This is a genomic window from Pseudomonas sp. PIC25, assembly GCF_002286785.1.
Taxonomy (GTDB): domain Bacteria; phylum Pseudomonadota; class Gammaproteobacteria; order Pseudomonadales; family Pseudomonadaceae; genus Pseudomonas_M.
This window is the reverse complement of record NZ_MUJY01000173.1, coordinates 1-25,021: the sequence shown is the minus strand read 5'-3', so window position 1 is coordinate 25,021 and position 25,021 is coordinate 1. Positions and strand designations below refer to the sequence as shown.

Below are 25,021 nucleotides of genomic sequence, written 5' to 3'. Positions count from 1 at the left end.
GAAGCAGGACGGCCGGTTCTCATATCGTTGCTCCGGTGCTTTTCTGATGCTGAAAGCCTAGACCAAAATATGAGCGCTACTTGCGAAACACCACACTAGCGGGTAGCGCCACCGAAGTAGGTGACACGAAACTCCTGCCGTAGCTTCCGCGCGCTTAGAACACATGGAAGCACAGGCACGGTTAGAATCTGGTCATCCGGCCACTTGAGCAACTGCTGATGCGCGATCCAAAACATAATTTCACGGAAAAAACCCGTACAAAACTTATGTTCAGGGCAGGTCATGTCTGCTCAAATCCCGAGTGCCGTGCACCTACTAGTGGGGCCAAAGAAGGGGACGATGAAGGCGTACTGAATATGGGCGTTGCAGCTCATATATGCGCTGCTTCGCCCAATGGGGCAAGATTTGATCCAAAAATGAAGCCCCAGCAAATAGCTGCTTACAAGAACGGTGTCTGGCTATGCAACCCTTGCTCAATCATGATTGACAGGGACGAGGATGCGTATCCAGTTGCATTGCTTCACCAATGGCGACAGGCCGCGGAAAAGCGCAGTCGTAGCAAGCTGTGCAAACCCGCACTACCGGATACCGCTCCCCAAGACTTAGTGGCCACTGCCCTATATGGCGCCCCTTTGAGAACTGGGATCGCCCAAGCCATCGCGAATGCCCACGGAGGCGTCGAGAAGGCAATGGAGTCGATCGACAACCGCTTTAAGGTTTCGTCCCTGTACGCCGATGGTCAAACCACCTTCACACTTTCTGCGCGAGAGAACGTACCACTTTCTCTTGTGCTGAAGAATGCGTCAGCCTACGCCCAGGCCTATCGGTTGCTGGTCGATGAAGGGAAGACTTTGGTGATCAAAGCTGAGGATATCGAAGCCTCAGGCTCGGAGTTATTTGAGCGGATCGCCGCGGACGCGAAAGTACTAAAAATTGGAAATGCCGGCCGACCTCTTACCGCCAAGATATCCACCCATGACAAAGTGACCGGGAGTGTTTCCCCTTTTGATGACATGTCAGGTGAGTTCGTCTATGGCAGAGTACGTGGCACTTTCACTGGTTACTCAATGAATAAGATGCTCAAGCTTGAGCTCTCAACCGACATCACCTTTAGGGGGGACCTCCGAATGTCCATAACCCCCAATATGGAGGTGTGGCGCGGAGCCCCTGTGACCGAACTCCCCTATTACGCAAAGCTGCGGTCACTGCTCCGCAACCTCAACGAAGGACATACGCTCAATATCACGCTGGAATACCAGGGTGAACATGGTTTGTCCGGCGGCACCGAAGGATCATCTTTCAAGGGAAAGTTCGAAAATGCGGAGTCCCTTTTCCTCTACGTCGATGCCGCACGTGAAATTTCTCGTTTCACGGGGCAATCAATTCTGTTTGACGATACGGAAACCATTGGAGGTGGTGAAATCGAACAACTGATCGATATCGCATCGATGGCTCGGAGGGAATACACCAAAGTGGCGAATCAGGTTACCTGGCCGATCGCCTTCAATATTGAGTTCTATGATGACGCCAAGAAGCAGGCCGCCCTGCTTCAAGCCAAGGAGTCATTGGACTTGCAGATCGTCCAGGCTGGCGGGGATGTCATTCAAGTATTCAGGCAGGATGTGCAGATGCCGCCAAAGGTAGTCAGACTACTTGGGGTCTCACAGAAGATAACTGAGTTAGAAGCGAACAACGGAGAGCCCAATTACATGTGCGAGGTCTTCCCTAAGGACGAGTTCAGCATGGAGATCTTTTACCGCACTACTGATGATGATATAGAGGAAGGCCGCTGACATGCTTGCAGACTTCGGAGTTTGGCGACTGACTCACTCTTGGATGCTCCCTGTTGTTACCTGGAGATATCCGATTTAGTGGAGGCGCTGTCTCCCCGTTCAGGAGTTTGGTCACGAGCTCACTGACGAGATGCTTCTAGCTCAGGTCTATCCGTATACAAATAAAAAAGCAGCTCTCGATAGCTGCTTTCGATTCACTACTCCCCCTTTTTATGCTTATGGGTTTTCAGGTCTGGATGATCCTTTTGCTTTTCGGGTGTGACTCTCTGCCTCTTGTCCGGTGTACCATCTTCGTTTTTTCTTTTAGGGCCAGGCTTGATACTCATGGTCGACTTCCTTTATCGCTTGGGTTGTTAAATCCTGCTTTTTAATTAGCCCAGCCCCGTACAGCTGTCAAACATGAAACGGGCAAGAATTGCGTAGCCATATTGTAGGCGTTCGGTAGTCAATCGCCGACTTGGTCACGTCTCAGAAGTCCCAACTTCGGGGGCTTTCGTCAGCTTCGCCTTCATCCCCTGGAAGATCGAGCATCGACATGCCGTTGCATGATCGACAACACCATGGTGTTGAGGGCGAGAATCTTCATTGCACGGGTTACGGCCACGTATAGCAGATTCAACTCGTCGTCCCGTCGGCCTCGCTCCAAATCAGGCGCAAGTGGATCAGCGGTGAAGTCGTCATATAGGCCGACGAAATCCCACTCCAGCCCCTTGGCTTTGTGTCCCGTCGTGAGTGTGACAGTGGCGTCCAGCTCGTTGTCCACGGTACAGGATCGCAACGCCAGTATCCGCTGGGGGAGATCCGGATACGCCTCGATGATCTTGATCGAACGCAGCATCTCCGAATCCTGGCTGACTTCGGCGATCTCCACGTATTGGGCGTAATCCCGATAGTCTCGCAGCAGCTTGCGGTTCTGCACCTCTTGGCGACGGCCGCGGCTGAAGAGGAAGAGGTCCTCGAGGTCACGCAGCGAATAGCTGTCGATCCCGCCGACCCAGTAGATCCTGGGCTGTGTTGGCACCAAGCTGAGCGCGTTCTCGATGACGCCGATCACGGTCCGGTGGATGAATGTGCGGTGGGGAAGCTCCTCTGGAAGCGAGCGCTTGACCAGGGTTTTCGGTCCGAGTCCTTGCAGTGCCCGGGTTTCGCCCTTGTAGGACAGGATGATGTTGGCCACGTGCGCCACGGCAGGTCCGAAACGGAAGGACTGAGTCAGGTAATGCGCCTCGGCACCCCTCATCCAGGGGGCGTTCAAGGCGTCCTCGGCGCCCCTGAACCGGTAGATTTGCTGGTGACGATCGCCCACCGCGACTTTGCGGATGCGTTGGATGCGAACGATGTCCGCGATGACTGGGTTCACGTCCTGGGCTTCGTCCAATAGGATGCAGTCGAAGCGTTGGCTCAGGTCCGGCTTGCTCAACTGATACAGCTTCAGGTACCCGTCATGGGTGATCGGCATGCCGGTATCCGCCAAGTCTTTCATCCGGTTCCAGACCGAGCGGGCAACGGAGAGGCCCTGCTTCAGGAAGCGCTCCTGGGCGCTGGTGAGCATGTTCCTGTCACGAAATCGAGGGAAGTGAGTGCGATGGATGTCATCGTCCGCACTGGCCATAAAGTTATTCAGGGTAGCCACCACGTCCCTGACCAGCTCCCAATCCTGGCTGTCGATGGCGCGAGCGATATCGGTCAGCCGCAGGTTGTTGGTCTGTTTATGGCTGTATTGGGAGCCATAGACCGCGTAGGCGAGGCCATGAGCGGTCTTGTTGATCACATTCCTGGGAAAGCGTCCGCGGGCGGCGATCTCCACCGACTTGTTGTAGCAGAGGTAGAGAATGCGCAGCGTCGAGTGGTGCGTGGCATAGCCAACGAGCGTGGTGGTTTTGCCACTGCCGGCGCCGGCCTGGATCAGCAGCTTCTCGGCTGTGGAGGTGATGATCGGCTGCTGCTCATAGGTCCACTGCATGGGGCGCTCCTTCCTGAATTTTCTTGAGTAGCTGGCGTTCTCGGAGTCGGACTTTCTCGGCGATGCTCAGGTTTCCGGCCTTGTCGTTGCAGTCCTTGTGGGCGATTACCAGGTTCTTCGTGCTGTCGCTACCTTTGAGGCTTTTGGATAGCAGGTGCTCAAGCGTCATCTCCTCACGTGACAGTCTCTCCAGACAGTAAAAGCAGTCATCTCCGTCGCGTCGGCGGATGGCCGCGATGGTCTTTCGGCGCCACTTCGCCCGTGTGCCACTTCTTCGGATCGGTACTTTCGTTGGCTGTGGGGTATACCGTAGCTGCAGCCAGACCCGGCCCTCGGTGTCCCGCTGTAGGCCGCCTTTGCCTTTCGCAGCGATCTGGGCGGCTCGCTCGGGTGAGGTAGGGGATTGCGGAGCGCCATCCAGGCCTATGACAGGAATCTGATCCATCGAGGGCACCTAGATGTACTTCTTGAAACTGGACGCGGTGATGCTGATGGCAAGGCCGAGCAGCACCGCGCACGGCAACAAGATCAGGAGGGGGCTGACGCTGATTGGAAGTGCCAGGTAGAGCGTCCAAGGCAGAATCGCCAGCGGGGCGATCGTCGCGCGTGCCTTGTGGTAGAGGTAGCTGGATTCGCGACCGGCGCCGAACTTGCGCAGATCACGTCGAACCAAGCCATCCACCAGCCCGGTGAACGCGGCCATGCCGAACAGGGGAAGGGTAAGCGCCAGGACCACCAGGCGCACACAGAACGTCAGGACAGTGAAGAGCGCGGCCAGTGCGTAGTTCTGCATCGTCGTGATGCCCTGGGCTACCAGATACCGGACATCGAACTGGACCTGTGGCCCGGCCTGGGCGGTGGCTCCCATGCCCTGCACCCAACCGATCATGCCAGTCTTCACCACCAGCCCGTCGTAGACCCAGCTGACCAGCCAGGTCGCGGTCCGTCCTGGTTCCTGAATGACCGCGCTGCGAAGCAGATCCTGGGACACCCAACTGAGCTCATGTTCGAACATCTGCTGGGCATGCCGCCAACCGGCATCCGGCCAGAAGACATACAAGCAGACCCATTCGACCAGGATGGCGCCCAGCAGGGAGCCGAACATCACGCCCAAGAAATGGAAGGGGGCGGTGAACAGCATGCCGAGGAAGGTCTTCTGGCCTTCTTGCTGTTGCTGGGCCTTTTCCGCGATATCTGCCATGGCTTACCTCTACGCGGCCTGTTCGTCGCTGGCGAGGTGGCGGAAGTCGTCGACCAGATCTGCTGGGAGCGACTCGTTGAGTGCCTGGTAGCCGGGTGCTTGCCACCAGTCGGTATTGGTGGGCTGACCCTTGCGCATGCTGTCGGCCAGGGCCTGCAGATCCTTTGGCATGACCTCGTCGGGGTCACTCGCCGGCAGCGGCATACGGATTTTCCAGAGGTTGCCACCTTCGATGAGCGCGAAGCATTGTCCCTTCGGCAGGCCGACCACGTGCGCCGGTTCGATCATCGGGACGCTGACGCTTTGGATCTGATCGTGGGTGTTGGAGGTAAAGGCCGTCTTGCCGTTGACGGCATCATTCGCACTGCTTGCCGGCGTGCTGGTGAACACCTGGACCTTCGGCAACTGATGGGTGAGCAGCTCTGCCGTCGCGGTTTCGCGCACGCGCAGCATGAACAGGTTGTTGAAGTTACCGATCACCTGGCCGGCCTTGGCGCGGTTGCCGATCTTCGCCTCGATGTCGCTCATGGTCTGGGTGTAGGCGGTGACTTGCATGCCGGCACCGCCGCCCTTGTTGATCATCGGAATGAATTCTTCACCCATCAGCTCGTTGAACTCGTCGGCGTGCACGTTGATGGCCACCTTGCCGCTGCTGGCGCCGGGCAGCCCATCGTCGATGCCGAACTTGTAGATGTGGCCTGCGACCGACACCAGGTCACTGAACATCGAGTTGCCCACGGCAGCGGCCACTTCGGTATCGGAGAGGGCATCGAGCCCGACATAGACCACGGCGCGTTTGCGGATGACCTGCATCCAATCGAAGATCGGCCGTGGATCTTCCAGGTCTTGATAGTTGGGCGAAAGCAGCTCGGCGATCCGGCCGGTGGTGAGTTTCTCCAGCAGCGGCAAGAGCGAGGCCACGATCTTGTCGAAGTACGTCTTGTCGTATCGCACCGCCGAGCGCAGCCCGTCCATGACCGGATCGGAGATGCGTTGCTGGGTGAGGTACATGTCGATGGCCACCACGCGCAGCGGCCGGTCCTTCATGGCGAAGCTGAGATTCTTGCGATCGATCTTGCCCTCGATCGCCACGATGGTGTCCCAGGCCTTGGGGTCGTGCTCGGCGAAGTATTTCTGGGCGTACTCGACGAACAGCGCGTCGATGTTGATCACGTGCTTGAGGATCTGTTCGTAGTCCGGGCGGCGACCGAGCGCGACCAGGGCGCGGGCGATGATGTTGACGAAGCGCCAGGCAAACTCGCGGAACGCGGCGCTGTTGCCTTCGCCGGAGAGCTGCCCCGCGATGCGTGTGGCAACCTCGGAGATACGCCCAAACCGGCCTACGGCGTTGTAGCGTGCCGAGTGATCCGGCCAGCCCAGATGGAAAACGTAGAACTCGTCCAACCGCCCGGCGCGCTTGCACTCGACGTACATGCGTTTGAGGAGGTCGGCGTCGCCTTTCGGGTCGAACACAATGACTACTTCATGGTCTGGGCGCTCTTCCTGGCCTCGACGGCGAGCCCAGCGATGCGGCACCTGGGTTTTACGTCCCATGTGGACGCGCTGCCGGCGCCGATGGGTTCGGCGGATGTCCTGGGTGATGAACAGCTCCGCTAAGCGGGTTTTCCCCACGCGGGTGGTGCCCAGCACAAGAGTGTGGCCGACCCGCTCGCCCAGCGGCAGGCTCACATCGTGCTCATCAGGCTCGATGCCATGGAGGCGCGGCAGGCCTCCAACGGGGGGAAGCGGGCGTGCTGGGTTGAGGGGGACATCCCAGGCCGTTGCCTTGGCCAGCAGCGTCAGCGGAAAAGGGGCGAACTCCAAGCGCTCCTCCAGGCGCCGGGCACGCTGATACAGCGCGGTGGGCTCGACGTAAGGCGCGAATTTGGGCAGGTACGTGTCCATGAGGCGTTGGGTGTGCTTCTGGGTCCAGCGGAAGCCTTTGCCTATGAACAGTCGCTCATTGCTGACCGGGATGTTCTTGCTGGTCATGGTGTAGCGGGGCAGCCGGCGGATGTTGCGGCGGTAGCGCAGCACAAGCAGGGCCTGTTTCAGCCGAATGCTTCCGAGGGCCAGGAAGCCGAGCGCTGCGACCAAGCCGAACAGCGGTGTCAGGGCCAGTGCCCAGGGGGCGAGCACGCACAGTGCGGCCGCTGTGAAGCAGACCGCTGTGGTGTAGAGCTCGACGGCGGGCCGGAGTAGCGTCTCGATGGTATAGGTATTGGCCATGGGCTACGCCTTGAGGGTTCCATGCCCCTGCTTGCGCGCCCTGCGTGGTGGCTCTGCATGCAGGGCAGCCACTTCTTCCCGGGCCTGCTCGACCTCATGGTCGGGAAGCCGTTCCTGCAGCCGCTCGCAGAGGGTCATTTCGTCCTCGAGCGACATGCCCGAGACGCTGCCGCCGTAAAGGCTGATGACATGCGTCAGTTGATTGTGCATCAGTTGCCGCGCACGTGGATCGGACGGCTGCTGGATCACCAGGGTGATGAAAGACGCTGTCACAGCGATCTCCTATTGCTGGATGGCGGTGGGTGTGAGCAAGACCGGGTAGTGACGAAGGCCAAGACGTGTGGCCAGGTCGTCCGCCGATGCGGGCAGCACTTGCAGATCACCTGCCCAACGCCGAATCTCTGCCAGGCGCTCTTCACTGGCGACGTTGATGGCCAGACCCACCGCTTGTAACTGCTGTAACTGGTCTCGCCGTTGCAACAGCCAGGCGCGGGACAGTGGGTCGTCGCCGACCAGGAACAGCGGCTGCAGACCCGGTGCATGGATGACTCGGCCTTGAACCGTTCCAGGGCTCAACTGAGCGGATCGGACCGGAAAGACATCCACCCGGTGTATCCCCGTAACGGGAGAAGGGCTGCCGGCCGGAAGCTCTGGCTCCAGGCCCTGGTAGTAGGGCAGGGCCGAGGTACCGCCGCGGTCCTCGACAACGATCAGGTTTCCGGCTGAAGCGCCGGCCAACCAACTGCTGAGCAGTAGGGAAGTAAGGACGTGCAGGGCATTCATGGATTGACCGCCAATAGCTTGATGCCGGTGACCCGGCTGAGGTGTTTCGCGAAGGCCTTGCGGTAGTTGGCGGCGGGTACGCCTCCGGCTGGCCGGTGGTAGTGCCCGGCTGCGGTGATCCAGTCGCCGCCACGGGCCTTCTGTTCCGCCAGGATCTGTGCGGTGACAGTGAGGTTCTTGTACGGATCGAGGCCTTCACAGGGACTGCTGTAGCGATGCCCGTTAGCCCCCATGTTCGTTTGCCCCAGGCCGACGTCGACGCGGCTTGGTCCGGCGGTCACGAGAGCGACCATGAGGGCTTTGCAGGCATCGTCGCGGGTGGCGAAGCGATAACCGCTGCCGGCGACATTCAGCGTCCAGGGCCAAGGCACCAGTTGTCCTCGAATGCGAGTTCCGCTTTCTTGCAGCGCTACGGAGTAGAGGACCTCCGACGGAACGCCGTGGGGCAATGCGATCAGTTGGTAGGCCGGAGGCGGAATCTCCGCTGCCTGCGCAAGCGCGCCCATCAGTCCCAGAGTGGCGGCCACCACTGTCGTGACTATTGGCGCTGCCATTGCCCATTCACCTCGCGCACCACCGCAGGCAAGTCGCCGCCGAGGCCGAGTCCCATCCAGCGACCCTGGTCATGGTTCAGGGTGATCTGGCGGCTACGCACGTTCTTCGGCTCAACGCCGGCGAGAATCGCCCAGCGACGGATGTGTTCGTCCTCACCCTGGCTGCCGACGAAATACAGGTCGAAGGCTTGCCCTTGGTTTTGCAGGTCCTGCACCCTGGCGATGCAAGGGGGGCAGTTGTCCTTCACGAATATGGCGAGGCGGTCACTTCCCAACAGCGCGGGCTTGCCGGTATTCGAGCCGGCAGAGGGACTGGAAAGCTGAATCACCTTCTCGCCAGGGAACAGGCGGGCGTGAGCCTCATCGTAGGCCCGCTGGTAAGCCAACTCCTTGTCTACCCGTTGCCGTTCCGCCTGGACCTGCAGCTCGGCATAGCGGCGTCGTTCTTCCGCGCTACGCGCCTCGATCCCGAGCGCGGTGAGTGGGTCCAGGCCTGGGGAGTAGACGCCTCGCGGCCCCTGCATCAAGGCTTGGTAACGGCTGAACTCTTGAGGCGTCAGCCCCCATGCCCGTGCCTGCTCCTCGTTGACGTCTGCTTGCTGCAGCCCCTGGACGGCGGTGCTGCTCTGCCGAGTGTTGGTCTCTTGCGTTGGCTGTGCCTGGGCGAGGACCTGCGGTGAGCAGGCGACCCAGAAGGCGATCATGCCGCTGACGACCAAGGCGTGGGCGATACAGTGTCTGCTCCCGTTGAATGGCTCGAACATGTGGGGTCTCTACGGCTGGATACGGATGGTTCGCGGCGTACCGGCCACATCGAAATGGGCCGAACGATCGTCAAGGGCGTTGAGGTGCCAGGTCGTGCCTGCAACGGCATCACCGGGGCGAATCAGATAGATCTGGCTCAGACGGGTGCTGCCCGGCGGCGCCACCGAGAGAAAGCGTTCGCCGCCGCGGTACTCCACGCCGACGATATGAAAGGGTGGAGGTTCTGGCGCTACGGGCTTCGGCTTGGCCTTCTGTGCAGGCGGGCTTTTCGCGACGGTTCGCTTCGGGATGATCAGAGGTGGTGCTTTGGACTGGGACTTACGCAGTTCCTGGACGCTCCCGTCCAAGGATTCCACGGTAGCCTTCAGGAGCAATAACTCTCCGCTCGAAGCGACATTTCGGGAAAGGTCTTCGACTGTTTCGTTCACCTGCTTGGCGAACGCCTGCGCGGCGTCGATGCGATTTGACAGCGCCTGTTGGCTTGCGCGGAAATCTTCATTGGAGACCAGGTGTTTGCTATCGACGGCATCCAGGCGCTCATCGATGTTGTTCAACCTGGTCAGGATGGCATCGATCGAAGTCTTCTCGGCGGCACCATCCACCGAGCCTCGAAGCTGGGTAATCAGGACGTGCTGATAGCCCATCCCTGCTGCCATCAGGACCATGCACAGGCTGAGTAGCAGGGTTGAGCGGGAAGGGCGTGATAGGGGCATGGAGGTCCTCGCGCGAAGCCGGGGACACCCTCTCAGACCAGACCGTTCTAATGCAGCAAGAAATACGTTTTTAGAGTGGCGGGTATTTTCTCAATGCTCACGGAGACTTGTCCAAGATTATGTCCTAGGAAACAATCGCCATGCGAGGTCTGAAACCTGAATGGCATCAATACATTGGTGATCTCTTCGAGCATTAGATCTAACCCTGCGGCATTGACAGTGGCCTTCATCGGCGTGCCGGCGCGTAGGTGGGTATAGCAGTTGAGGTAGGCATTGGCCGTGTGACCGGCAAAACCGTGTTGGTCTACCAGTTGCTGGTAGGCAGCCTGTCGGCTGAGTTCGCCCTGCTCGACTCTCTTGGCGAGATCGAGGGCGATGGTCACCAGCTCCAGCGGGACGATATAGCGCATGAGTTACCTCGGCCTTCAGCTTTCCGGCGTGAATTATGGCTCGTTGATATTTAGGGGCGGTTGCCTCCCAGAAGAAAAGGCCACCCGAAGGTGGCCATGAATTACGCGGCAATCAGTTGTCTGGCAAGCGCCATCTCGACCGAATCCCCATCCTGGTTCAACGAGTCAAGACCTGACTCCGGCACGTCTCCCGACGTACTCTGCGCCACGGCGATTTTCTTGGCCATGAGCTGCAGGCAGGTGATCTGCGAGCTGCCGGCATAGCCGAAGAACACCACCCGCACCGGGTGCTTCTGCCCGATCCGCCATGACCGCCGGGCCGCCTGCTGCAGGGTGTAGCAGTTGTACCCCGTCTGCAGGAACGCGATGGTCGGGAAGTCGAGTAGATCCAGCCCGGTCTTGACCAGCTCCGGGTTGGTGATCAGCACATCGATGCCACGATCGACCTGGTCGAGGATCCAATCCTCGCGCCGGGCCGTATCCACCGAAGCCCTCAGCACCGCCACCTTCAAGCCGACCTGTTCCAGCATCCGCTTGAGGCGGCCGGTGGTGTCTCGCGTCCCGCTGTACACGGTGTAGGCCAGGACCTTGCGGTTCTTGGCTTTCTCTGCGAGGCAGAGGTCCACCAGCGCCTGCTCCTTGGGCATCGGTTCTTCTTCCCCGAAAATCGATGGCACGAAGGCCAGGGTGTTCCGGGTACGAGGATGCTTGACCACCTCCGGCCTGAAGCAGCAGTCCGGCCAGGCCAGCAGCACGTTGAGGACCACGCCCAGCAGGGTGGTGTCTCGTCGGGCCAGGGCCTGGCGAAGCTCCGCTGTCAGCGTGGCCGCCAGGCGCTGGTAGGCCGAGGCCTGCTCCGGCGCCATGGGCACGTCGACGAACTCCTCTTGGTAGTCGGGCAACACATTGCCGCCGATGTCCTTCAGCTTGAGGAACACGGTGAACGGCAGCACGAAACGATGGATGCCCTTGGGGCCGAAGCCCGGCGCTTTCACCGTCCGCACCGAGAGCTTCTTGCCCTTGGCGGTCTTGTGCGAATTGCCATCGCGCTCGGTGTAGATGTCCTTCAGCACGCCGTGGTCGCGCATGAACGACATGGCTGCAGGAGCCATGGAGCCACGTGCATTCGGCCGGTAGCCGTCCTCGATCATGCGTCGGGTGAGGATGCGGAACAGGAGGAAGAACAGGTCGTCGGCGTAGCCCCCCATCAGCGTGCCGGTCAGCAACACGGTCTTCCGTGCCTTCGCCGCCAGCACGCCCATGGCCTGGCCCTGGGCCGAACCGCTGTTGTCGGGTAGGGACCGGCCATTGCTGGCCCATCCCCCCCTAAGAACCGTACATGAGAGTTTCCCCTCATACGGCTCAAGCCTTTCAAAGCCCATGTTCATGAGCCGGCCTCGCTACGTGTTGTCGGTGAGCTTGCCTGTGACATTGGGGATGCAGCATGACCAGATTGGCAACAATGTCCTTACCGCCGTGAACGCGCTGAACACGGCGATGGACATTCCACCCCGTTTCCTTGGTAATGCGTCGTTGGCAATCTGGACATTGACCTCCCTGGCTAAGCCAGAGCCTGAGCAGCTTGCGCCAACCTTGTAGGTTCGCCTTCATCTTGGCGTCATCACGCCCCTCGAAATAGGCTTCCCAGCTTGGGTCGAACGGGTTCGCTGCGGCCTTGATCTTGCCGTACCGCCTGATTGGCGTTTCACCGGCATACACCAGCGTCACCAACTTTGGCTTCCCATTGGGCGCGTAGTCGTCTTGTTCCGCTGCAAACACCCAAGTACGGGTGCCTACGTGCTTGAAGTAACGGTCCTTGATCCAGTACCGGTTCTTCTTCGGATGGCGACGTTTCGCCCATTGCCACAATGCACGCCAAATCTCGTAGTCCACTCTTTGAAAAGCATCCTTGGCGACAACATGCCGGTGATAGTTGACCCATCCCCGAATAACCGGGTTGAGCTGCTTGATCACCTGGGCTTGCCTTGCCTGTTTGTTGCTTTTCACGATCTCCCGGACCTTCTGCATGAACGCGGAGGTGTTCTTCCGTGACGGCTTGATCAATAGCTTGCCGTCGTACTTGCGTACGTTCTGCCCGAGAAAATCGAACCCATCCTCGATGTGCGTGACCTTCGTCTTCTCTGCTGACAAGGTGAGCCCCCGTTCAGCCAGGAATGACTCGATCAACGGCTTGACTTCGGTTTCCAGCAGTTCTTTCGAGACACCGGTAATGATGAAGTCATCCGCGTAGCGCACCAGATTGACCTTGACCTTCTGACCGCGGCGGGTACTCCAAGGGAATGCCTTTTCAAGCACTGCCTGGATTCCGTCCAATGTCATGTTGGCTAGGGTCGGCGAGATGATTCCGCCTTGCGGCGTACCCGCTTCTGTCGGGAAGAGTTGACCGTCTTCCATGAACCCAGTTTTCAACCATTTATGGAGGATCACCTTGTCCATAGGGATGTTGGTGAGCATCCATTCGTGGCTGATGTTGTCGAAACAGCCCTTGATGTCGGCTTCCAGAATCCACTGCGGGGAATTGCCTCGCGATAAAGCCTTGAAGCAGTGCTCAATCGCATCCGCAGTGCACCGCTGTGACCAGAACCCATAGGAGTTCGGGTCAGCGGTGGTTTCCGCGACGGGCTCCAGTGCCAGTAGATGCAATGCCTGCATGGCACGGTCTGTCATCGTCGGGATTCCGAGTGGCCTCATCTTTCCGTTGCTTTTGGGGATGTACATCCGGCGTAACGGACGCGGCGAGTAGCCGCGACGGCTGAGTGACAACACGGCTTGAGATTTGGCCTTCGGTGTTGACCAGATAATCTTGTCCACGCCCGAAGTGCTCTTGCCTTGATTTTCCGTCACTCGCTTGACGGCCATTGCCTTGCCGCTAAACGAGTGGGTCAGCAGCCATTGCAAGGCTTTCACCTTGCCCCAGCGGCCTTCCAGCGTTGCCTTCGCGATACGCGCTTGCAGCCTCCTGACTTCCCGATGACAGCCGGCCCAGTCGATGCTGTGCCAGCCGCCCGAGTTGCCGGAGAGCGCACCCGCGCAAGCAGCTTGCGTAGTCATTTGCTTTCTCTCCTTCAAAGGTTCTCCAAACAATCTCGTGAAGAAAGACCTCGCGGAAGTCTGCCCGCTTTCGCGTGGGGTGATGTCGTGTCGCCACTCAACCCCTATCTGGCCCATTACAGGCCAGCCTTCGCTTTCTCCGCTTTCCTCTACCCGCACTCCCAACAGCGTTCCTTACGGTTCGCCTGCCTGACGGCAGGAGTACGGGCTTACCCTGTTTCACTTGAATGACAGCGACGGGTTAGACCCTGCCTATCCACCGGTAGCGTTGGTTATCCGTGTACTCCCATACAAAAGGGGAGTAACTCGCTACATTGCCTTTTTGGCCAAGCCTGTCAGCATCTTTGGCTTGTTCGCACGTGACGATGTTTATCGGCAGTTCACATATGTTGGTCATACCGTCGAGCCTAGCCCCGCGCCCACCTTGATGCTGGTAGACGTCGCATTGCCTCACGGCTCTGCTTACCCTGTTGGGCAGGTACATTGTCTCGGCAGCTTCAGACATCCTCGTTACCAAGAGTGCCCGTGCCGATAGGCTACTGTTGACGGAACAACAGGTCTCCTCGCGTTTCCGCTGAGACAATCACTCAAGCGACTTCAGGTCGCACCTTGTACTCATGCCCCTCGTCCACTACCAGCAGGTCGAAGAACCCATCGGGAAGTTGCCTCTTGATGAATTCCGTCGGTTGGTAGCCGCCCTCGCCGAAGCCGAACTCGATGTTCGCCATGGCGCGCTCCATGCGCTTGGCCTGGCGGTCGCTGAAGACGAAGTTGCCTTTGGCATCCATCAGGTTGATGAACTCCGAGACGTTGTCGACCAGCATCGAGGCCAGGAAGTCCTCGCCGAAGTCAGACAGCAGCCGCTCCGCCCGGACTGGGCCGATGGTGGGGATCCGGCACATCGATTTCAGGATCGTCGTGCGTCGGTCTCCGCCATCCGCTTTGCCCGGCCGTATCAACGTCCAGAGTGCGCCGTGGCAGCGCGTGCAGTTCCGTCGGCGGTCTCCGCGATAGAACGCCTCCGCTGTGACCAGGTTGCCGTCCAGGTCCTCGAGGACCCGGCCGCAATCCGGGCAGGCGGCGAGTAGCTGTCCGCCGGCGGCACGCTTCTTCCAGCAAGCCAGCCTCCAGTGAAAACCCATCCGCATCCGCACGCGGCCGAGAATGAAGAACTCCGGACGGCCGTCGTAGGGCAGTCCCATCTGGTCACGCAGCTTGAGCAGCTTGACCAGGGTGTCGGGGCCGTTGAGGACCCAGACACGGGCGTTCGGAAGGGTTTCGAGGATCTCGCGCCGCCACTTGTAGGTTAGATGAGGTGGCGAGACGACCAGGGTGCGGCGGTAGCCGGCGGCGTGCATCACGGCCGCCACGGCGATGGCCATCATGGTCTTCCCGGTTCCCATCTCGGCGTTGATGATGGCGGCCTGTTCGTTGCGGTCGAGCAGCAAGGCTGCAACCGCCTGAACGACCTCCGCCTGGGCCGGAAAGGGCTTCCTGTGAAGAGCTTCCATCACCGCCTGGCGGGCCTGGTTGGCATTGCCGGCGTAGACCGGTGGGTTGGATTGGTTCAAGGAATCGAGCAGCTCGTCGCCGAACTCGTCGATGAAGTCGGTGAGGTTGATGGCGAGCGGTGTGGCGGTGGCCGGGATGGCCTGGGTCAGTGCGTTCATGGTGCTTCTCCGAGGAAAAGCAGGGCATGCGCGCTCCCTTCAGGGTATCGGCATACCCTGCAGGGTGGTGTGGAAGGTGAGTCGCCTTGGCGGCGGTTGGGTCAGTAATCGCTGGGTAGCAGAAGGGTCGTCACGCTGCGGTCGGCCTCGGTGATGATCCAGAGCTTGGACTCATCGCCGACATCGACGTCGTAGCTGGAAAACAACCTGACGCTGTCGTTCAGCGCCCGTTGGTTCGCATTCCAGTCGTGGTCGTTCAGGTTGCCCCAGTCGCCCCGTAGATGGCGCTGCAGGTACGGCATGGGGTTCAGTTCACCGCTTTCCACCCGCTCGTGAACGGATTGGGTCATGACAATCTGCCCCGGAGCGAACAACGGCGCTGATGACATACCCGGCTCCTGATCCGGTGCTGGCGTCGGCGATGCCTCCTGTGGCGGGGTAGAGGAGCTGATAGTCAGCACCCTGCCGAGGTTCGGTGAGCCCGGAGTCATCTCCCAGGCGCGGATGATCGGCACGAAGCGGTCGGTGAGAATCCTCACCTCGGCGACATTGCCGTCCTCGTCCTCGGTGAATTCGGTCTTGCGGACCTTGTCCTTGTAGGTATCCCCCTTCAGGACCAGGACCCGTCCGGACTTCGAGGTCACCACGCCGGAAATCGCGCCGGCGGCCAGCGCAAGCGCCAGATGCCAGCGAGACAGCTCGCGCACCGGTGGCCGGGGCTGTACCCCGGCCTGACCGAAGTGCAGGGTAAAGTCCGGCCACAAGCCACGCAGACGCTGAACCTCCTGGGCGAACTGCTCGGGTTCGAGCGACACGCGAAAGAAGTGTTCCAGGTCGCCTGTCGCCGACAGCACCGCATAGGGCTCCCATGGCCAGACGGCCGGCAGTTCCTCTGCCGCCTCTTGACCCGCACCGATCGCCTGCAGGCGATCCCGCACCTGGGATACCTCCCGTGGTTTGGCCAAGTCCTGCCGACGTACCCGGATGCCGAAGATGACCACCTGCTTGAAGGTCGGATCGGCGGCCCGGTAGATCCGCAGCGCGGTGTAGTGGTTGCAGAGCCAGCCGGTCAGTTCATCGTCCAGCACATAGTGCGGCACGATGAGGACCAGCACACCACCGTACTGCAACAGCGGCAACGTTCGTTGGTAGAACAGCTTCTCCAACCGCGGCCGTCCGTTGCCCTGGTACTGGGAAGCGCCGGCATGGTCGGCCACCAGGTCGCCATAGGGTGGATTGAGCCAGAGCAGCCCGAAGGCCTGCCGGCTGATCATGGTGTCCATCAGGTCGCTGTGCAGCACCCGGTCGAGCAATGTCCGGGCATGCTCGGCACGCTCGCGGTCGTATTCGACGCCGAAGGCCTCGACCTGGTCGCGTCCCAGTGAGTGCGCCGCCTCGGCCAGGGCCACCCCTTCGCCGGCACAGGGATCGAGGATCCGCATCGTGCCGGAGGAAGCGGGAGCCAGGGCCTGCAGTACGCGCTCCAGGGTGGTTTCGTCGGTAGGGTAATAGCCGTTGCGGGCGAAGTTGCGCGCCAGGCGCGGGAACATCAAGGCCATGGTGGCTCCTTGGTTTGAGAAAAATGAACCGCTCAGGCCGGAGCCCGAGCGGTGGAGGTTGAGGTGGTCAGGTATCCCTGTCGGATCAGTTCGCCGAGGACGGGCTCAAGCACATCGAGCTGCAACGACAGGCGCCAGGCGCCAACCGAGCCGAGTGCCCCGGGTAACGGCTGCAACATCTGGTGCTCGGCCAACACCTGCATGACGGGTTCGCGCCAGTGTTGCAGGAGCGGCAGAGGGCACAGGTCGACGACCAGTGGCCATAACTGCACAAGTGGGTTCTCGTCTGCCTGCCGAAGGGCGTAGGCGAAGTGGTTGGCATAGTCGGGTTGGGCGCAGCGCCGGTCGAACAGCCAGAGATGCAGCAGGCTGCCGAACAAGGTGCCGCGGAACTGCCGGGTGGTGCGTTTCTCCAGCAGATCGACGTTGGGGAACACGGGCATGCTCCGGCCGTCGACGACGATGCTGAACTGGTCCAGCCCCTGTTCGGCGTCGCCCAGGGTCAGCCTGGCCAGGAACTCCTGGATCACGGTGTCGCGGCCCCAGGCAGAGAGAAAGACCAGGTTGCGCTGCTCGTCGCAGACACAGGCATCGACGTAGAGGTCAGGACATTCGTCCAGGGGGTAGAGCGGCATGGCGTTCTCCGAAAATGGAGGGGGCCACGCCTTGGGGCGCATGCACCCCGTGGTGGAAGGGAAGAGAGGGGCACAACGCTGGAAGCGTGTGCCCCGGTGGGGTGAGATCAGGCCGAACGCTGTAAGCGCGCTTGTTCCTGGTGGTGCAGTCGAACGTACCGGCGCCACTCTTCGTTGATGCCGTCCGGTGCCAGGTCGAGGAAGTGCAGCGGGCAGTTGTAGAAGTACGGGTGAACCTGCTCGGAGAGGGACTTATAGCCCCACTGGCCCTGATAGGAATCGATCAGGTCGCAGCCGATGAAGGTATAGCTCTGGCCGGCGGCAACGCCGGAGATCAGCCCGTCCTGCTTCGGTACCAGGCGGATGACGGACCACAGAATGTGGCGGTATCCGTCATCGTCGCACAGTGCGTGCTCCAGAACCTCGCGCGAGGCGTCGGGGCGATCGTACTGCTCCAGTAGATCGTTCAGCAGGTGGTCCAGGGTTCGGTTGGAGTAAAGCCATCCCATGATGATGTCCTCATGTGGTGGCCGGGGTCCCTGTCGGGTTTCCCCGGCAGGGTGGTGTGTTCAGTTGATCAATCGTTCCAGGCGCTGAAGCATCCAGAATGCGGTTTGCCTTGCCTGCCAATCATCCTGCGACCAGGGCAATGCCTGGTCCGAGGCGGAGAGGTTGGAAGGGTGTCGCACCCGGTCCCGGAGCGCCTGGATGGCGACATCGGACTGTGCTCGATCGAACAGCGCGTCGCGGAAGCGATCGGCGACGTCATCGATGCCGATCTCACGAAGCGCGCCGCAGGCGAGCAGCAGCTCGGCGGTGAAGTGGGGTGTTTCATACAACGGGTTCATGTCGGGCTCCTAGGCGTGGCGCTCCCAGACCTGGCGTTTGAAATCCAGCCTGTAACCGAGCTCGCCGAGGCGCGTGCACTGTGCGCGCAGGCGCTGCCGATCCACCGTGGTGTCCAGACGGACCTCATCGCCCAAGGGCCAGATGGTGCCGAACAGTGCGGCATCCTCGTGGTCATCGGGTTGTGGAGGGCTTGCGACTGGCTGGTCGAAACCGAAAGGCGCGTCCTCATCGGCTGCCTGGCGGCGGCTGGGTGAGGTTCGTGCCTTGCGGGGTTCCGGCGTTGGAGCCTTGGTCGGTTCCTCGTCCAGGGGATCGGGTTCAGTGGCCGCCAGTTGGGCGTTGTCTTCGGCCGTGAGCACGTCGACGTCGTCGAGCGTCATGCTGTCCAGCTTGGCGCGGATCTCCACGACCAGGCGGCCGCCCGTGGAGTAGTAGGACGGGCGAATTTCCGCGATGACGAAATCGCCGCGGTACTTTCCCTCGGTGTACTGATCGAGGAGAGCATCCTTGATCACGAACTCACCGATGGACGTCGCCAGGCGGCCGACGTTGAAATCGCCGTTGCGCCCAGAGATGGTTCGAATGGCCAGTTGGCCGGGTATGGTGATCATCGAGAATCCTGTGGAAGGGCAGGGGCGCGGTCAAAGACCGCGCCCCTGGTGGGTGAGATACCGGTGAGGTCGTCGTCTCAGTGAGTCGACGGCCGTTCACCCTGCAAGGCGATATGCAGGTAGGGTGGTTCGCACCCGGGCGTCACCACGGACAACTCCAGAGCAATGCAGGCCTCCGGGTCATGGGACATCAGGCTGAGGTCGAGCGTGAAACGCACACGCGTTTCATCGGGATGGTTCATCAGCTCCTGGTAGGCGGCCTGGACAAGAAACGCCAGGCGCTTACCGAAGGCATCGAGCGGGTAGGTGGGGTCTTGGTGGAGCGCTCTGTTCCACGCCGCGCTCGATAGCACGACGGGATAGGCGAACCGACGAAGTTGGAACAAGCCTGAAGCGAAGCGCGGCAGGGAAGTCATGATCGATCTCCATTTCAAAAGCGGAACTCCCTGTCCACGCGGGATAGAAAGCCCGCGTGGGTAGTTCAACGTGCACTCCATCGCCGAGGCGATGCGGTCGCGCTGCCGAGTGCTTGGCGACCTTGGGCGAGTCAGCGCTTGCGCGCCGGAGCCTTGAGACTCGGGCTCCCTGGGATGGTCTGCTGTCGACGACAGCAAGCCCAATCAGCATTCGTGGCCCGGCGGGACATCCCGCCGGCCAGATCGATCAGTCGGTAAAGACCGGAAGGCCTTCCAGAACCGACGCAAACGGATCGAAGACCAGAAAGCGCGCTTCGGCCTCTGCGGCGAGATGCAGCACGTCCACCAGCGCCTCCGGTATCCCCGTGGCCAGTTGCTCCTGTCGAAGTTCGCCTGCGGTAAGGTCCAGAACCTCCAGGTTCTGGTTGGACCAGGGCGTATGGAACAACTGACATCCCACGGCATGCCGGTCGGGAAGCTGGAAGAACTCGACGAAACAGCCCGTGGGCCTGGCGTGGTAAGCCAGACCGAAGAAGCGGCGGATGTTGAGCAATGCGTCGAAGGGCAGGTGTGCCGTACTGATTTCCCAGCTTCGATTGCAATGTTCGGACGAGAGCCTCAGTTGCTCGACGAGGCGTTGAGCCATCTCGGGACTGTGAGTGTCGGCAATATGCTGGTCGCCAACGCCGCCGAATACCGAGTGGATCACGCTGCGGACAATGCCGTCGCTCTTGCACGAGTTGAGTACATCCTCGGCGACCTCTTGCCCTTCGGTGATCAATGCCACGTCATCGTCGAAGATGCAGGGGAAGCACTCGATCTCATCGTCTCGAAGATGGATTTGGCTTTCATGCAGTACGCGATAACAGGGAGGGCAATCGTTCTCGTAGGTGATCAGTAACTGGCGCTCGATGCGGTAGGTCAGGTGTCCCGGGACGAAAGGGTTGGTGGGGTGGGGCATGGTGGTTTCTCCTGTGATGAAGGAGAAACCGCCCGCTGGGAGATGACTCCCAGGTGTGGGTATGAAAGGCGCAAGCGCGCCCAGCAGGTGTTTTGAGAATCCGGAAGGCAGTGCCTTCCGGGTGAAGAGGTTGGGTCTATCAGCACACGGTGCTTTGGGTGTTCTCCAGCTTCGCCAAATGTGCGAGCACATGGGGCCGCCACTGGGGAGAAACGAGCCGGCGTTCCAGGCAACTGGCGTGTTCACGCAGCCCCTGGGCCGTGCTGTAGTTGTCCCAGCCGCTTTCGAAGGCGGCTTCGGCATACAGCGCGTCGATACTTTTTCGCAGCGCAGACTCGGCTTCGCCTTCCACGGGCTTCAGCCACCCGAGGGTGCCGTTGTTGACCGTCCCGTAAAGCACTTGGTTACCGAACCTATCGTTGATAACGATCCGACGCGGGGCGAAGCGCAGGGGACGCCCAGGGTCTTGGTGGAATGGGACGCTCCTGTTCAGCATGTGCCTGACCGCAGCCTCTGCCAGGGTCGTGGCATCATCCAGCAAGCCGCATTGTCCGACCAGAGACGCTTCGTTCATCCAGTAGGTACCCTCAAGAGGATCGTCATCGACGTATTCCGTCTGGCTAAAGAGCCGGACTTGGAACTGCCTGACGAACAGATCCTGGCGCAGGAACTGGCTCGTTGCGTAAGGGTTCAGAACGAAGGCAATGCCATTGAACTGCTGAGTCACGAGTTGCATGGTGATTCTCCTGTTTCAGGGCGAATCACCAGCCCCAGGAGGGAGTGATTCCCCTCGGGGTGGACAAGGGCACCGGGAGGTGCCCATCAGTTCAGGCCGCCAGGGCAGCCGCTTGCTCGATGTCCGCAGACGCGAAGACGATCCAGGCGAGGTCGCAGAACCGGCTGCTGGACAGCAGCTCGGACTCCACGTCATGCAGGGATATCTCTTCCACCTGCGGCAGAGCGGGCAGTTCAACGGCTTGGTTGGCTTGTGCTTGCATGATGATCTCCAAAATTGATTGGAGAACACCAAGCCCTTGAGGGAACTGGTGCCCCCCGATGGGTACGCGATGACAAGTAGCGCATTGCGTAGGTGGTGGAAGGCACCCCGAAGGGCGCCTTGTTTTGCAATCAACCAAACTGGCGCTCGGGCTCAGCGGGTTGTTCGGCAGCGAAATCGTCGGGCTCGGGCTCAGCGGATGCTTGGGCATCTTGCTGGTTCGAGCTGGCGTCACGCGGCTTGGCTTCGTATACGGTTTCGCCGTCCACCCTGATCCAGCCGAGGAAGAGCAGCCGACCCTTGAGGCTTGCGCCGGGTTGGCCTTTCTTCTCGCCTTTCTCGTAGGTGAAGGCGTCCGCCCAGATATCACCGATGCGGAAGGACACAAGGACCTTCTTATCGGCCTCGACGGCTTGCTCGCAGCGGCGGACCAGCTTTTCAGCTTCGGCGCCGACCACGTTGCAGTCGATGTAGGTGTACTCCACTTCCTCGGACGAGCCATGGAGCGCCGCGACAGTGACAGCCAGGAAAGGCTTGCCTTTGCCGCGAGGTTTCACGTTGCGGATGCGGTTGAGGTAACCGATACCGGTGGTGTGCAGGTCGAAGAACTTGGTTTCGTTGGATTGTGTGTTGCTCATGGTGATTCTCCCGTTTCAATGTCGAAAGCGGAGAAACACTTCGCCCTGGGGGGAAAGTATTCCCCGCGAGGGTTAGAGCTTGGAAAGGCGTGTGCTGGAACAGCTGGGTGAGGATGCTTCCATCAATCGTTTCCGACTGACCGATCGCGCTACCGGAAGCTGGGCGATCTTGGGGTTCGATCAACACGGTAAACCGTGTCGCAGTCTCACGGATCGTGACTGCTTGGGCATGTTGCTGACGACGTCAGCAGAACATGGCCTGAAATATGTTGTAGGCCGGAATGAGTTGTCAAGCCTCGTGAAAGAAAAAGCCCCTCATTCGAGGGGCTGGGTGTGGTGCGGTGGAGTCATGGTTTTCCTCGCAGGGATCGCCGGGAAACCTTCCTGCCGAGAGAGTTTCCCGACAGGGTGAGGAAGGATCAGCAGCTCATGGAAGGTTCAACCGGAGCGATCAGCTCGTTGAGAGAACCCAGGCGTAGCGGATGGGTGGTGACCTGAGCCGGTTTGGCCTTGGGTTTGCGAGTGCGCGGTTTTTTCACCTTCACCGGTACTTCACGGGTGTTGGCTTCATACCAGGCGTTGAGATCGACCTGTTTCAGGCGAACGATCGAGGGCATCTGGCATATGTGCTCCACGACCTGACCAGAAAGGTGAGAGGCTGCTGCCGGCATGACCATGAGAGGCTTGTCGGGTGCAGTTGGCTTGGGCTGTTTGGCCGCACGCAGGAACTCCCGGGTAACAGTACCGAGGGCATAACCTACTTGATAGCTGAACGTGGACATGGTGTTTCTCCTGCAGGGTGAAAATGCGGAGAAAACACTCTCCCCAGCGGGGAAGTGAATTCCCCGCTGGGTTGGCGGAAGGTGCTTCTATCGACCGAGGTCGAGCGGCCGCGCTACCAGAAGCTAAGCGGCCTTGGGTGGATCAACATGAAAGCCATGTCGCAGCCTTTCGGATCCAAGCTGCATGGGCATGTGCTGACGACGTCAGCAAAGCACGTTTCTATCATCGGAGCGAGGTTGGGAGGGTGTCAAGCAGAAGGGGGCCGGCAGGAGGACGGCGGATAGGTTGGAACGCAAAAGGGCAATCGAACAGCGATTGCCCCAATTGCCAAGTAAGCGCTTAACAAAAAGTCAGTAGGTATTGTTTTCCGAATCCAGCCTGGATTCCATCGAGGGCATCCACCAGTTCCGAACGGGTGTACTTGCGGAAAGGTAGCCACTCGTACTTGATTTTGTGCCAGAGGATTTCGATCCGATTCAGCTCTGGCGAATACGGCGGCAAGAAATAGAGGGTCAACCGCTTGAACTCCGGGAGTCGGAACAGGGCGCTCACTGCCTTCGCGGCATGGATGGAGGCGTTGTCCACCACGACGACCAAGGGTTTTGATGTCTGCAATAGCAGCCGACTCAGAAAGCCTGCAAAGGTGAGTGCCGTCATCGTGCCCCAGGTGCCCGACAGGTACAGACCGCCCGAGCTGAACAGCGCGCCCATGACGTTGAGCCGGCCGGATTTCTGTGGCTCAGCCTTATGCGTCTTGCCGCGCAAGGTCCAGGCACTGCGCACCGGCGGTGCCAGTGAAAAGCCTGCCTCATCCACATACGCCAATTCGATTTCCCCATCCTGCGCCTGCCGGGACAACTGCTCCAACTCTTCACGGCTTCTGGCAAAAGCCAGTGAGTCACGTTTTTTTTAAGCTGTATCGGGTTCTTTTCCAAACAAACCCTAGCTGTTTCAGCGCACTCCTAACCGTGTTCGCATGTACGACAACGTCGAACTCTTCTTCCAGGCGCTTCTGCACATCGCTGACTGTCATTGGCATAGCTTGTGCCCACGCCTCAATGGCCAGTAAGTAGGCCGACAGCTTGCTGGGAGCACCTGTTCTATGCGCATCGACCAAGCTGGCAAAGCCTTTATCCAGCCACGACTGACGACGCTCATAGACCGTTTTCTTGCAGATACCCTGTTCTTCGGCCACTGCCCAAGCGGAGACACCGCGAGACAGCAGCAGCAAGGTTTTCGCACGGTCACGGCTGCGCCAATCGGCACCCTTGCGGATGATTTCTTCCAGTTTGAGGACTTCGTCCTCGGTCAATGGCAAGGGTTTGTGTTTCATCTGAAGTTGGCTTTTTACCGGGATTTTATGCGAGGCGGAATAGTAACCTGATTTCCTGTGGACCGCTTACGCTGTATCCCAACCACTTGGGAACGGGAGTCAAGCAACACGAAGTATGGCGTACTCTATCTAGCCGGTGGACTATTCATAGTATCGTGCTCCCCCTTTTTTCATTAGCTCTAGCTGATGTTGCAGCTCCGTGTAATCATAAACGTCTTCCAATATGTCTTGTTTCATACATACAACGCCGTATTCGTAGGCATCTTTTCCAGAACCCCAAATCCCTTTTTCAAAATATTCCTGAGCAGATTGGAAGTATAGCGACCCATCACTCCCTAGCAGATCTTGCCCTAGGTAAACATATGTTCCGATTTTTGGGATTAGAAGCTCTTCATCGTAATAGTCGGTCATGAAGTATACGTGGCCGATTTGAAGGTCTTCTAGTTTCATCATTCGTCTCCGACAGGACAAGACTCTTCTTCGCATGAGCAACTCATGCTATCAGGAAGTGAGCCGATTTCGGGGACCACTTGTCCTTCCTTGATTCCTGGGCCTACTTTTTTTCTGGTCCGGCAGGATTGCATTTCTCTGCCAGTGCTAGCGCAGTAGTCTCTGCATATATTTGTTTCTTCCATAGTGCAGCGCCGCCAAACGAAACGGGTAGCTGGGACGGATAGGCTTGGAGAGCTTGTGGCGTTATCTGATGGGGTTGAATTATACCAAGTTGGTATTACGCCATGCGGGTCTCCAGAGTCTTGGCTGCCGTTCTGCGCTGCATTATTTCCACTATTGACAACGGCTGCTCCTGCGGCGACAACTGCGACTACTACAACGGCCTGTAGAGCTATGTTCTCTCCTGTTGGATCTATATATCTAAGTGGGTTTGATCCGACATAACCGTATGTGTTGATCCCCCCCTCAAGCCCAATCGGATCACTCTCCACATACCGCCCGGTCTCCGGATCGTAATCCCGGAAGTAGTTGTAATGCAGCGCACTGTGCGCATCGTAGAGCTGGCCGGGGAAGCGCAGGGGGATGTCGGTGGCGATGCCGTCGCCGTCCACGTCGGGGTTGGCGGGGCCGACG

The 25,021-nt window shown here is 59.7% G+C and carries 27 protein-coding genes and 2 pseudogenes; 1 reads left to right on the top strand and 28 read right to left on the bottom strand.

The features are described 5' to 3' along the window. Positions 1-218: 218 nt before the first annotated feature. The gene (locus BZL41_RS22745; protein ID WP_143518145.1) at positions 219-1,793 is read left to right on the top strand and encodes a hypothetical protein; all 1,575 of its coding nucleotides are present in this window, start codon (positions 219-221) and stop codon (positions 1,791-1,793) included. 508 nt (positions 1,794-2,301) lie between these two features. Here BZL41_RS22745 and BZL41_RS22740 read toward each other — a convergent pair. The 28 genes and pseudogenes from BZL41_RS22740 to BZL41_RS29205 form a co-directional block, all read right to left on the bottom strand. Further along, complete coding sequence (locus BZL41_RS22740; protein WP_095601361.1) at positions 2,302-3,756, bottom strand: UvrD-helicase domain-containing protein; 1,455 nt, start codon at positions 3,754-3,756, stop codon at positions 2,302-2,304. Continuing rightward, positions 3,740-4,201 carry an HNH endonuclease gene (locus tag BZL41_RS22735; protein ID WP_143518144.1) on the bottom strand — a complete coding sequence of 154 codons (462 nt, stop codon included), beginning with the start codon at positions 4,199-4,201 and terminating at the stop codon, positions 3,740-3,742. Before BZL41_RS22735 ends, BZL41_RS22740 begins: the two co-directional genes overlap by 17 nt. A 9-nt stretch (positions 4,202-4,210) precedes the next feature. Then, on the bottom strand, positions 4,211-4,957 hold the full coding sequence (locus tag BZL41_RS22730) for a TIGR03747 family integrating conjugative element membrane protein (RefSeq protein ID WP_095601359.1): 747 nt from the start codon (positions 4,955-4,957) through the stop codon (positions 4,211-4,213). A gap of 9 nt (positions 4,958-4,966) precedes the next feature. Continuing rightward, on the bottom strand, positions 4,967-7,186 hold the full coding sequence (gene traD, locus BZL41_RS22725) for a type IV conjugative transfer system coupling protein TraD (protein WP_095601358.1): 2,220 nt from the start codon (positions 7,184-7,186) through the stop codon (positions 4,967-4,969). Positions 7,187-7,189: 3 nt separating this feature from the next. Continuing rightward, entirely contained in the window at positions 7,190-7,459 is a 270-nt protein-coding gene (locus BZL41_RS22720; protein WP_095601357.1) for a hypothetical protein, read from the bottom strand. Between the two features lie 9 nt (positions 7,460-7,468). Then, a complete protein-coding gene (locus BZL41_RS22715; RefSeq protein WP_095601356.1) occupies positions 7,469-7,969 on the bottom strand; it encodes an integrating conjugative element protein in 501 nt (166 codons plus the stop codon). Further along, entirely contained in the window at positions 7,966-8,523 is a 558-nt protein-coding gene (locus BZL41_RS22710; RefSeq protein WP_095601355.1) for a lytic transglycosylase, read from the bottom strand. Before BZL41_RS22710 ends, BZL41_RS22715 begins: the two co-directional genes overlap by 4 nt. After that, a complete protein-coding gene (locus BZL41_RS22705) occupies positions 8,508-9,227 on the bottom strand; it encodes a TIGR03759 family integrating conjugative element protein (protein ID WP_095601366.1) in 720 nt (239 codons plus the stop codon). Before BZL41_RS22705 ends, BZL41_RS22710 begins: the two co-directional genes overlap by 16 nt. 69 nt (positions 9,228-9,296) lie before the next feature. Then, positions 9,297-10,001, bottom strand: coding sequence for a methyl-accepting chemotaxis protein (locus BZL41_RS22700; protein WP_256578229.1), 705 nt, complete (start codon positions 9,999-10,001; stop codon positions 9,297-9,299). Positions 10,002-10,048: 47 nt separating this feature from the next. Beyond that, on the bottom strand, positions 10,049-10,411 hold the full coding sequence (locus BZL41_RS22695; RefSeq protein WP_095601354.1) for a hypothetical protein: 363 nt from the start codon (positions 10,409-10,411) through the stop codon (positions 10,049-10,051). 101 nt (positions 10,412-10,512) lie between these two features. Next, a pseudogene (locus BZL41_RS22690) lies at positions 10,513-11,700 on the bottom strand (helicase-related protein); the annotation flags it as partial. A gap of 82 nt (positions 11,701-11,782) precedes the next feature. Further along, on the bottom strand, positions 11,783-13,483 hold the full coding sequence (gene ltrA / locus BZL41_RS22685) for a group II intron reverse transcriptase/maturase (protein WP_095601364.1): 1,701 nt from the start codon (positions 13,481-13,483) through the stop codon (positions 11,783-11,785). A 608-nt stretch (positions 13,484-14,091) separates the two neighbouring features. After that, positions 14,092-15,153 (bottom strand): annotated as a pseudogene (locus BZL41_RS22680) (DEAD/DEAH box helicase family protein); the annotation flags it as partial. A gap of 101 nt (positions 15,154-15,254) precedes the next feature. After that, the gene (locus tag BZL41_RS22675) at positions 15,255-16,712 is read right to left on the bottom strand and encodes a DUF6094 domain-containing protein (RefSeq protein WP_095601353.1); all 1,458 of its coding nucleotides are present in this window, start codon (positions 16,710-16,712) and stop codon (positions 15,255-15,257) included. 32 nt (positions 16,713-16,744) lie between these two features. Continuing rightward, entirely contained in the window at positions 16,745-17,347 is a 603-nt protein-coding gene (locus BZL41_RS22670) for a hypothetical protein (protein WP_095601352.1), read from the bottom strand. A gap of 107 nt (positions 17,348-17,454) precedes the next feature. Further along, positions 17,455-17,856 (bottom strand): hypothetical protein, encoded by a 402-nt coding sequence (locus BZL41_RS22665; protein ID WP_095601351.1) that lies wholly within the window; start codon positions 17,854-17,856, stop codon positions 17,455-17,457. Between the two features lie 60 nt (positions 17,857-17,916). After that, complete coding sequence (locus BZL41_RS22660; RefSeq protein WP_095601350.1) at positions 17,917-18,195, bottom strand: hypothetical protein; 279 nt, start codon at positions 18,193-18,195, stop codon at positions 17,917-17,919. A 9-nt stretch (positions 18,196-18,204) separates the two neighbouring features. Beyond that, the gene (locus BZL41_RS22655) at positions 18,205-18,807 is read right to left on the bottom strand and encodes a DUF3275 family protein (protein ID WP_095601349.1); all 603 of its coding nucleotides are present in this window, start codon (positions 18,805-18,807) and stop codon (positions 18,205-18,207) included. 77 nt (positions 18,808-18,884) lie between these two features. After that, positions 18,885-19,223, bottom strand: a complete 339-nt coding sequence (locus tag BZL41_RS22650) for a hypothetical protein (protein WP_095601348.1) — start codon at positions 19,221-19,223, stop codon at positions 18,885-18,887. A 247-nt stretch (positions 19,224-19,470) separates the two neighbouring features. Beyond that, positions 19,471-20,184: an ABC transporter substrate-binding protein gene (locus tag BZL41_RS22645; protein WP_095601347.1), complete on the bottom strand. Its 714-nt coding sequence runs from the start codon at positions 20,182-20,184 to the stop codon at positions 19,471-19,473. A gap of 139 nt (positions 20,185-20,323) precedes the next feature. Further along, the gene (locus BZL41_RS22640) at positions 20,324-20,920 is read right to left on the bottom strand and encodes a hypothetical protein (protein ID WP_095601346.1); all 597 of its coding nucleotides are present in this window, start codon (positions 20,918-20,920) and stop codon (positions 20,324-20,326) included. Positions 20,921-21,011: 91 nt separating this feature from the next. Further along, complete coding sequence (locus BZL41_RS28700; RefSeq protein ID WP_168191060.1) at positions 21,012-21,182, bottom strand: hypothetical protein; 171 nt, start codon at positions 21,180-21,182, stop codon at positions 21,012-21,014. A 130-nt stretch (positions 21,183-21,312) separates the two neighbouring features. Continuing rightward, positions 21,313-21,819: an STY4534 family ICE replication protein gene (locus BZL41_RS22635; protein WP_095601345.1), complete on the bottom strand. Its 507-nt coding sequence runs from the start codon at positions 21,817-21,819 to the stop codon at positions 21,313-21,315. Between the two features lie 419 nt (positions 21,820-22,238). Then, on the bottom strand, positions 22,239-22,601 hold the full coding sequence (locus tag BZL41_RS22630) for a hypothetical protein (RefSeq protein WP_174706199.1): 363 nt from the start codon (positions 22,599-22,601) through the stop codon (positions 22,239-22,241). A gap of 340 nt (positions 22,602-22,941) precedes the next feature. Continuing rightward, positions 22,942-23,469, bottom strand: a complete 528-nt coding sequence (locus BZL41_RS22625; RefSeq protein WP_168191059.1) for an IS630 family transposase — start codon at positions 23,467-23,469, stop codon at positions 22,942-22,944. A gap of 31 nt (positions 23,470-23,500) precedes the next feature. Beyond that, positions 23,501-23,935: a helix-turn-helix domain-containing protein gene (locus tag BZL41_RS22620; protein WP_095601343.1), complete on the bottom strand. Its 435-nt coding sequence runs from the start codon at positions 23,933-23,935 to the stop codon at positions 23,501-23,503. Between the two features lie 141 nt (positions 23,936-24,076). Further along, positions 24,077-24,385, bottom strand: coding sequence for a hypothetical protein (locus tag BZL41_RS22615; RefSeq protein ID WP_095601342.1), 309 nt, complete (start codon positions 24,383-24,385; stop codon positions 24,077-24,079). Beyond that, positions 24,385-25,021, bottom strand: a 637-nt coding sequence (locus BZL41_RS29205; protein WP_256578228.1) for an RHS repeat-associated core domain-containing protein, incomplete at its 5' end; no start/stop codon positions are given. The genes BZL41_RS29205 and BZL41_RS22615, both read right to left, overlap by 1 nt.

What these genes read in the sequence shown, in the direction of transcription:
- BZL41_RS22650 (WP_095601348.1), bottom strand. Translation starts at nt 19,223, where the DNA reads ATGACTTCCCTGCCGCGCTTCGCTTCAGGCTTGTTCCAACTTCGTCGG.
- BZL41_RS22670 (WP_095601352.1), bottom strand. Translation starts at nt 17,347, where the DNA reads ATGCCGCTCTACCCCCTGGACGAATGTCCTGACCTCTACGTCGATGCC.
- BZL41_RS22645 (WP_095601347.1), bottom strand. Translation starts at nt 20,184, where the DNA reads ATGCCCCACCCCACCAACCCTTTCGTCCCGGGACACCTGACCTACCGC.
- BZL41_RS22675 (WP_095601353.1), bottom strand. Translation starts at nt 16,712, where the DNA reads ATGGCCTTGATGTTCCCGCGCCTGGCGCGCAACTTCGCCCGCAACGGC.
- BZL41_RS22630 (WP_174706199.1), bottom strand. Translation starts at nt 22,601, where the DNA reads ATGTCCACGTTCAGCTATCAAGTAGGTTATGCCCTCGGTACTGTTACC.
- traD (WP_095601358.1), bottom strand. Translation starts at nt 7,186, where the DNA reads ATGGCCAATACCTATACCATCGAGACGCTACTCCGGCCCGCCGTCGAG.
- BZL41_RS22665 (WP_095601351.1), bottom strand. Translation starts at nt 17,856, where the DNA reads ATGGGATGGCTTTACTCCAACCGAACCCTGGACCACCTGCTGAACGAT.
- BZL41_RS22695 (WP_095601354.1), bottom strand. Translation starts at nt 10,411, where the DNA reads ATGCGCTATATCGTCCCGCTGGAGCTGGTGACCATCGCCCTCGATCTC.
- BZL41_RS22660 (WP_095601350.1), bottom strand. Translation starts at nt 18,195, where the DNA reads ATGAACCCGTTGTATGAAACACCCCACTTCACCGCCGAGCTGCTGCTC.
- BZL41_RS22700 (WP_256578229.1), bottom strand. Translation starts at nt 10,001, where the DNA reads ATGCCCCTATCACGCCCTTCCCGCTCAACCCTGCTACTCAGCCTGTGC.
- BZL41_RS22640 (WP_095601346.1), bottom strand. Translation starts at nt 20,920, where the DNA reads ATGCAACTCGTGACTCAGCAGTTCAATGGCATTGCCTTCGTTCTGAAC.
- BZL41_RS22745 (WP_143518145.1), top strand. Translation starts at nt 219, where the DNA reads ATGCGCGATCCAAAACATAATTTCACGGAAAAAACCCGTACAAAACTT.
- BZL41_RS22620 (WP_095601343.1), bottom strand. Translation starts at nt 23,935, where the DNA reads ATGAAACACAAACCCTTGCCATTGACCGAGGACGAAGTCCTCAAACTG.
- BZL41_RS22730 (WP_095601359.1), bottom strand. Translation starts at nt 4,957, where the DNA reads ATGGCAGATATCGCGGAAAAGGCCCAGCAACAGCAAGAAGGCCAGAAG.
- ltrA (WP_095601364.1), bottom strand. Translation starts at nt 13,483, where the DNA reads ATGACTACGCAAGCTGCTTGCGCGGGTGCGCTCTCCGGCAACTCGGGC.
- BZL41_RS22715 (WP_095601356.1), bottom strand. Translation starts at nt 7,969, where the DNA reads ATGAATGCCCTGCACGTCCTTACTTCCCTACTGCTCAGCAGTTGGTTG.
- BZL41_RS22705 (WP_095601366.1), bottom strand. Translation starts at nt 9,227, where the DNA reads ATGATCGCCTTCTGGGTCGCCTGCTCACCGCAGGTCCTCGCCCAGGCA.
- BZL41_RS28700 (WP_168191060.1), bottom strand. Translation starts at nt 21,182, where the DNA reads ATGCAAGCACAAGCCAACCAAGCCGTTGAACTGCCCGCTCTGCCGCAG.
- BZL41_RS22740 (WP_095601361.1), bottom strand. Translation starts at nt 3,756, where the DNA reads ATGCAGTGGACCTATGAGCAGCAGCCGATCATCACCTCCACAGCCGAG.
- BZL41_RS22615 (WP_095601342.1), bottom strand. Translation starts at nt 24,385, where the DNA reads ATGAAACTAGAAGACCTTCAAATCGGCCACGTATACTTCATGACCGAC.
- BZL41_RS22655 (WP_095601349.1), bottom strand. Translation starts at nt 18,807, where the DNA reads ATGATCACCATACCCGGCCAACTGGCCATTCGAACCATCTCTGGGCGC.
- BZL41_RS22710 (WP_095601355.1), bottom strand. Translation starts at nt 8,523, where the DNA reads ATGGCAGCGCCAATAGTCACGACAGTGGTGGCCGCCACTCTGGGACTG.
- BZL41_RS22735 (WP_143518144.1), bottom strand. Translation starts at nt 4,201, where the DNA reads ATGGATCAGATTCCTGTCATAGGCCTGGATGGCGCTCCGCAATCCCCT.
- BZL41_RS22635 (WP_095601345.1), bottom strand. Translation starts at nt 21,819, where the DNA reads ATGAGCAACACACAATCCAACGAAACCAAGTTCTTCGACCTGCACACC.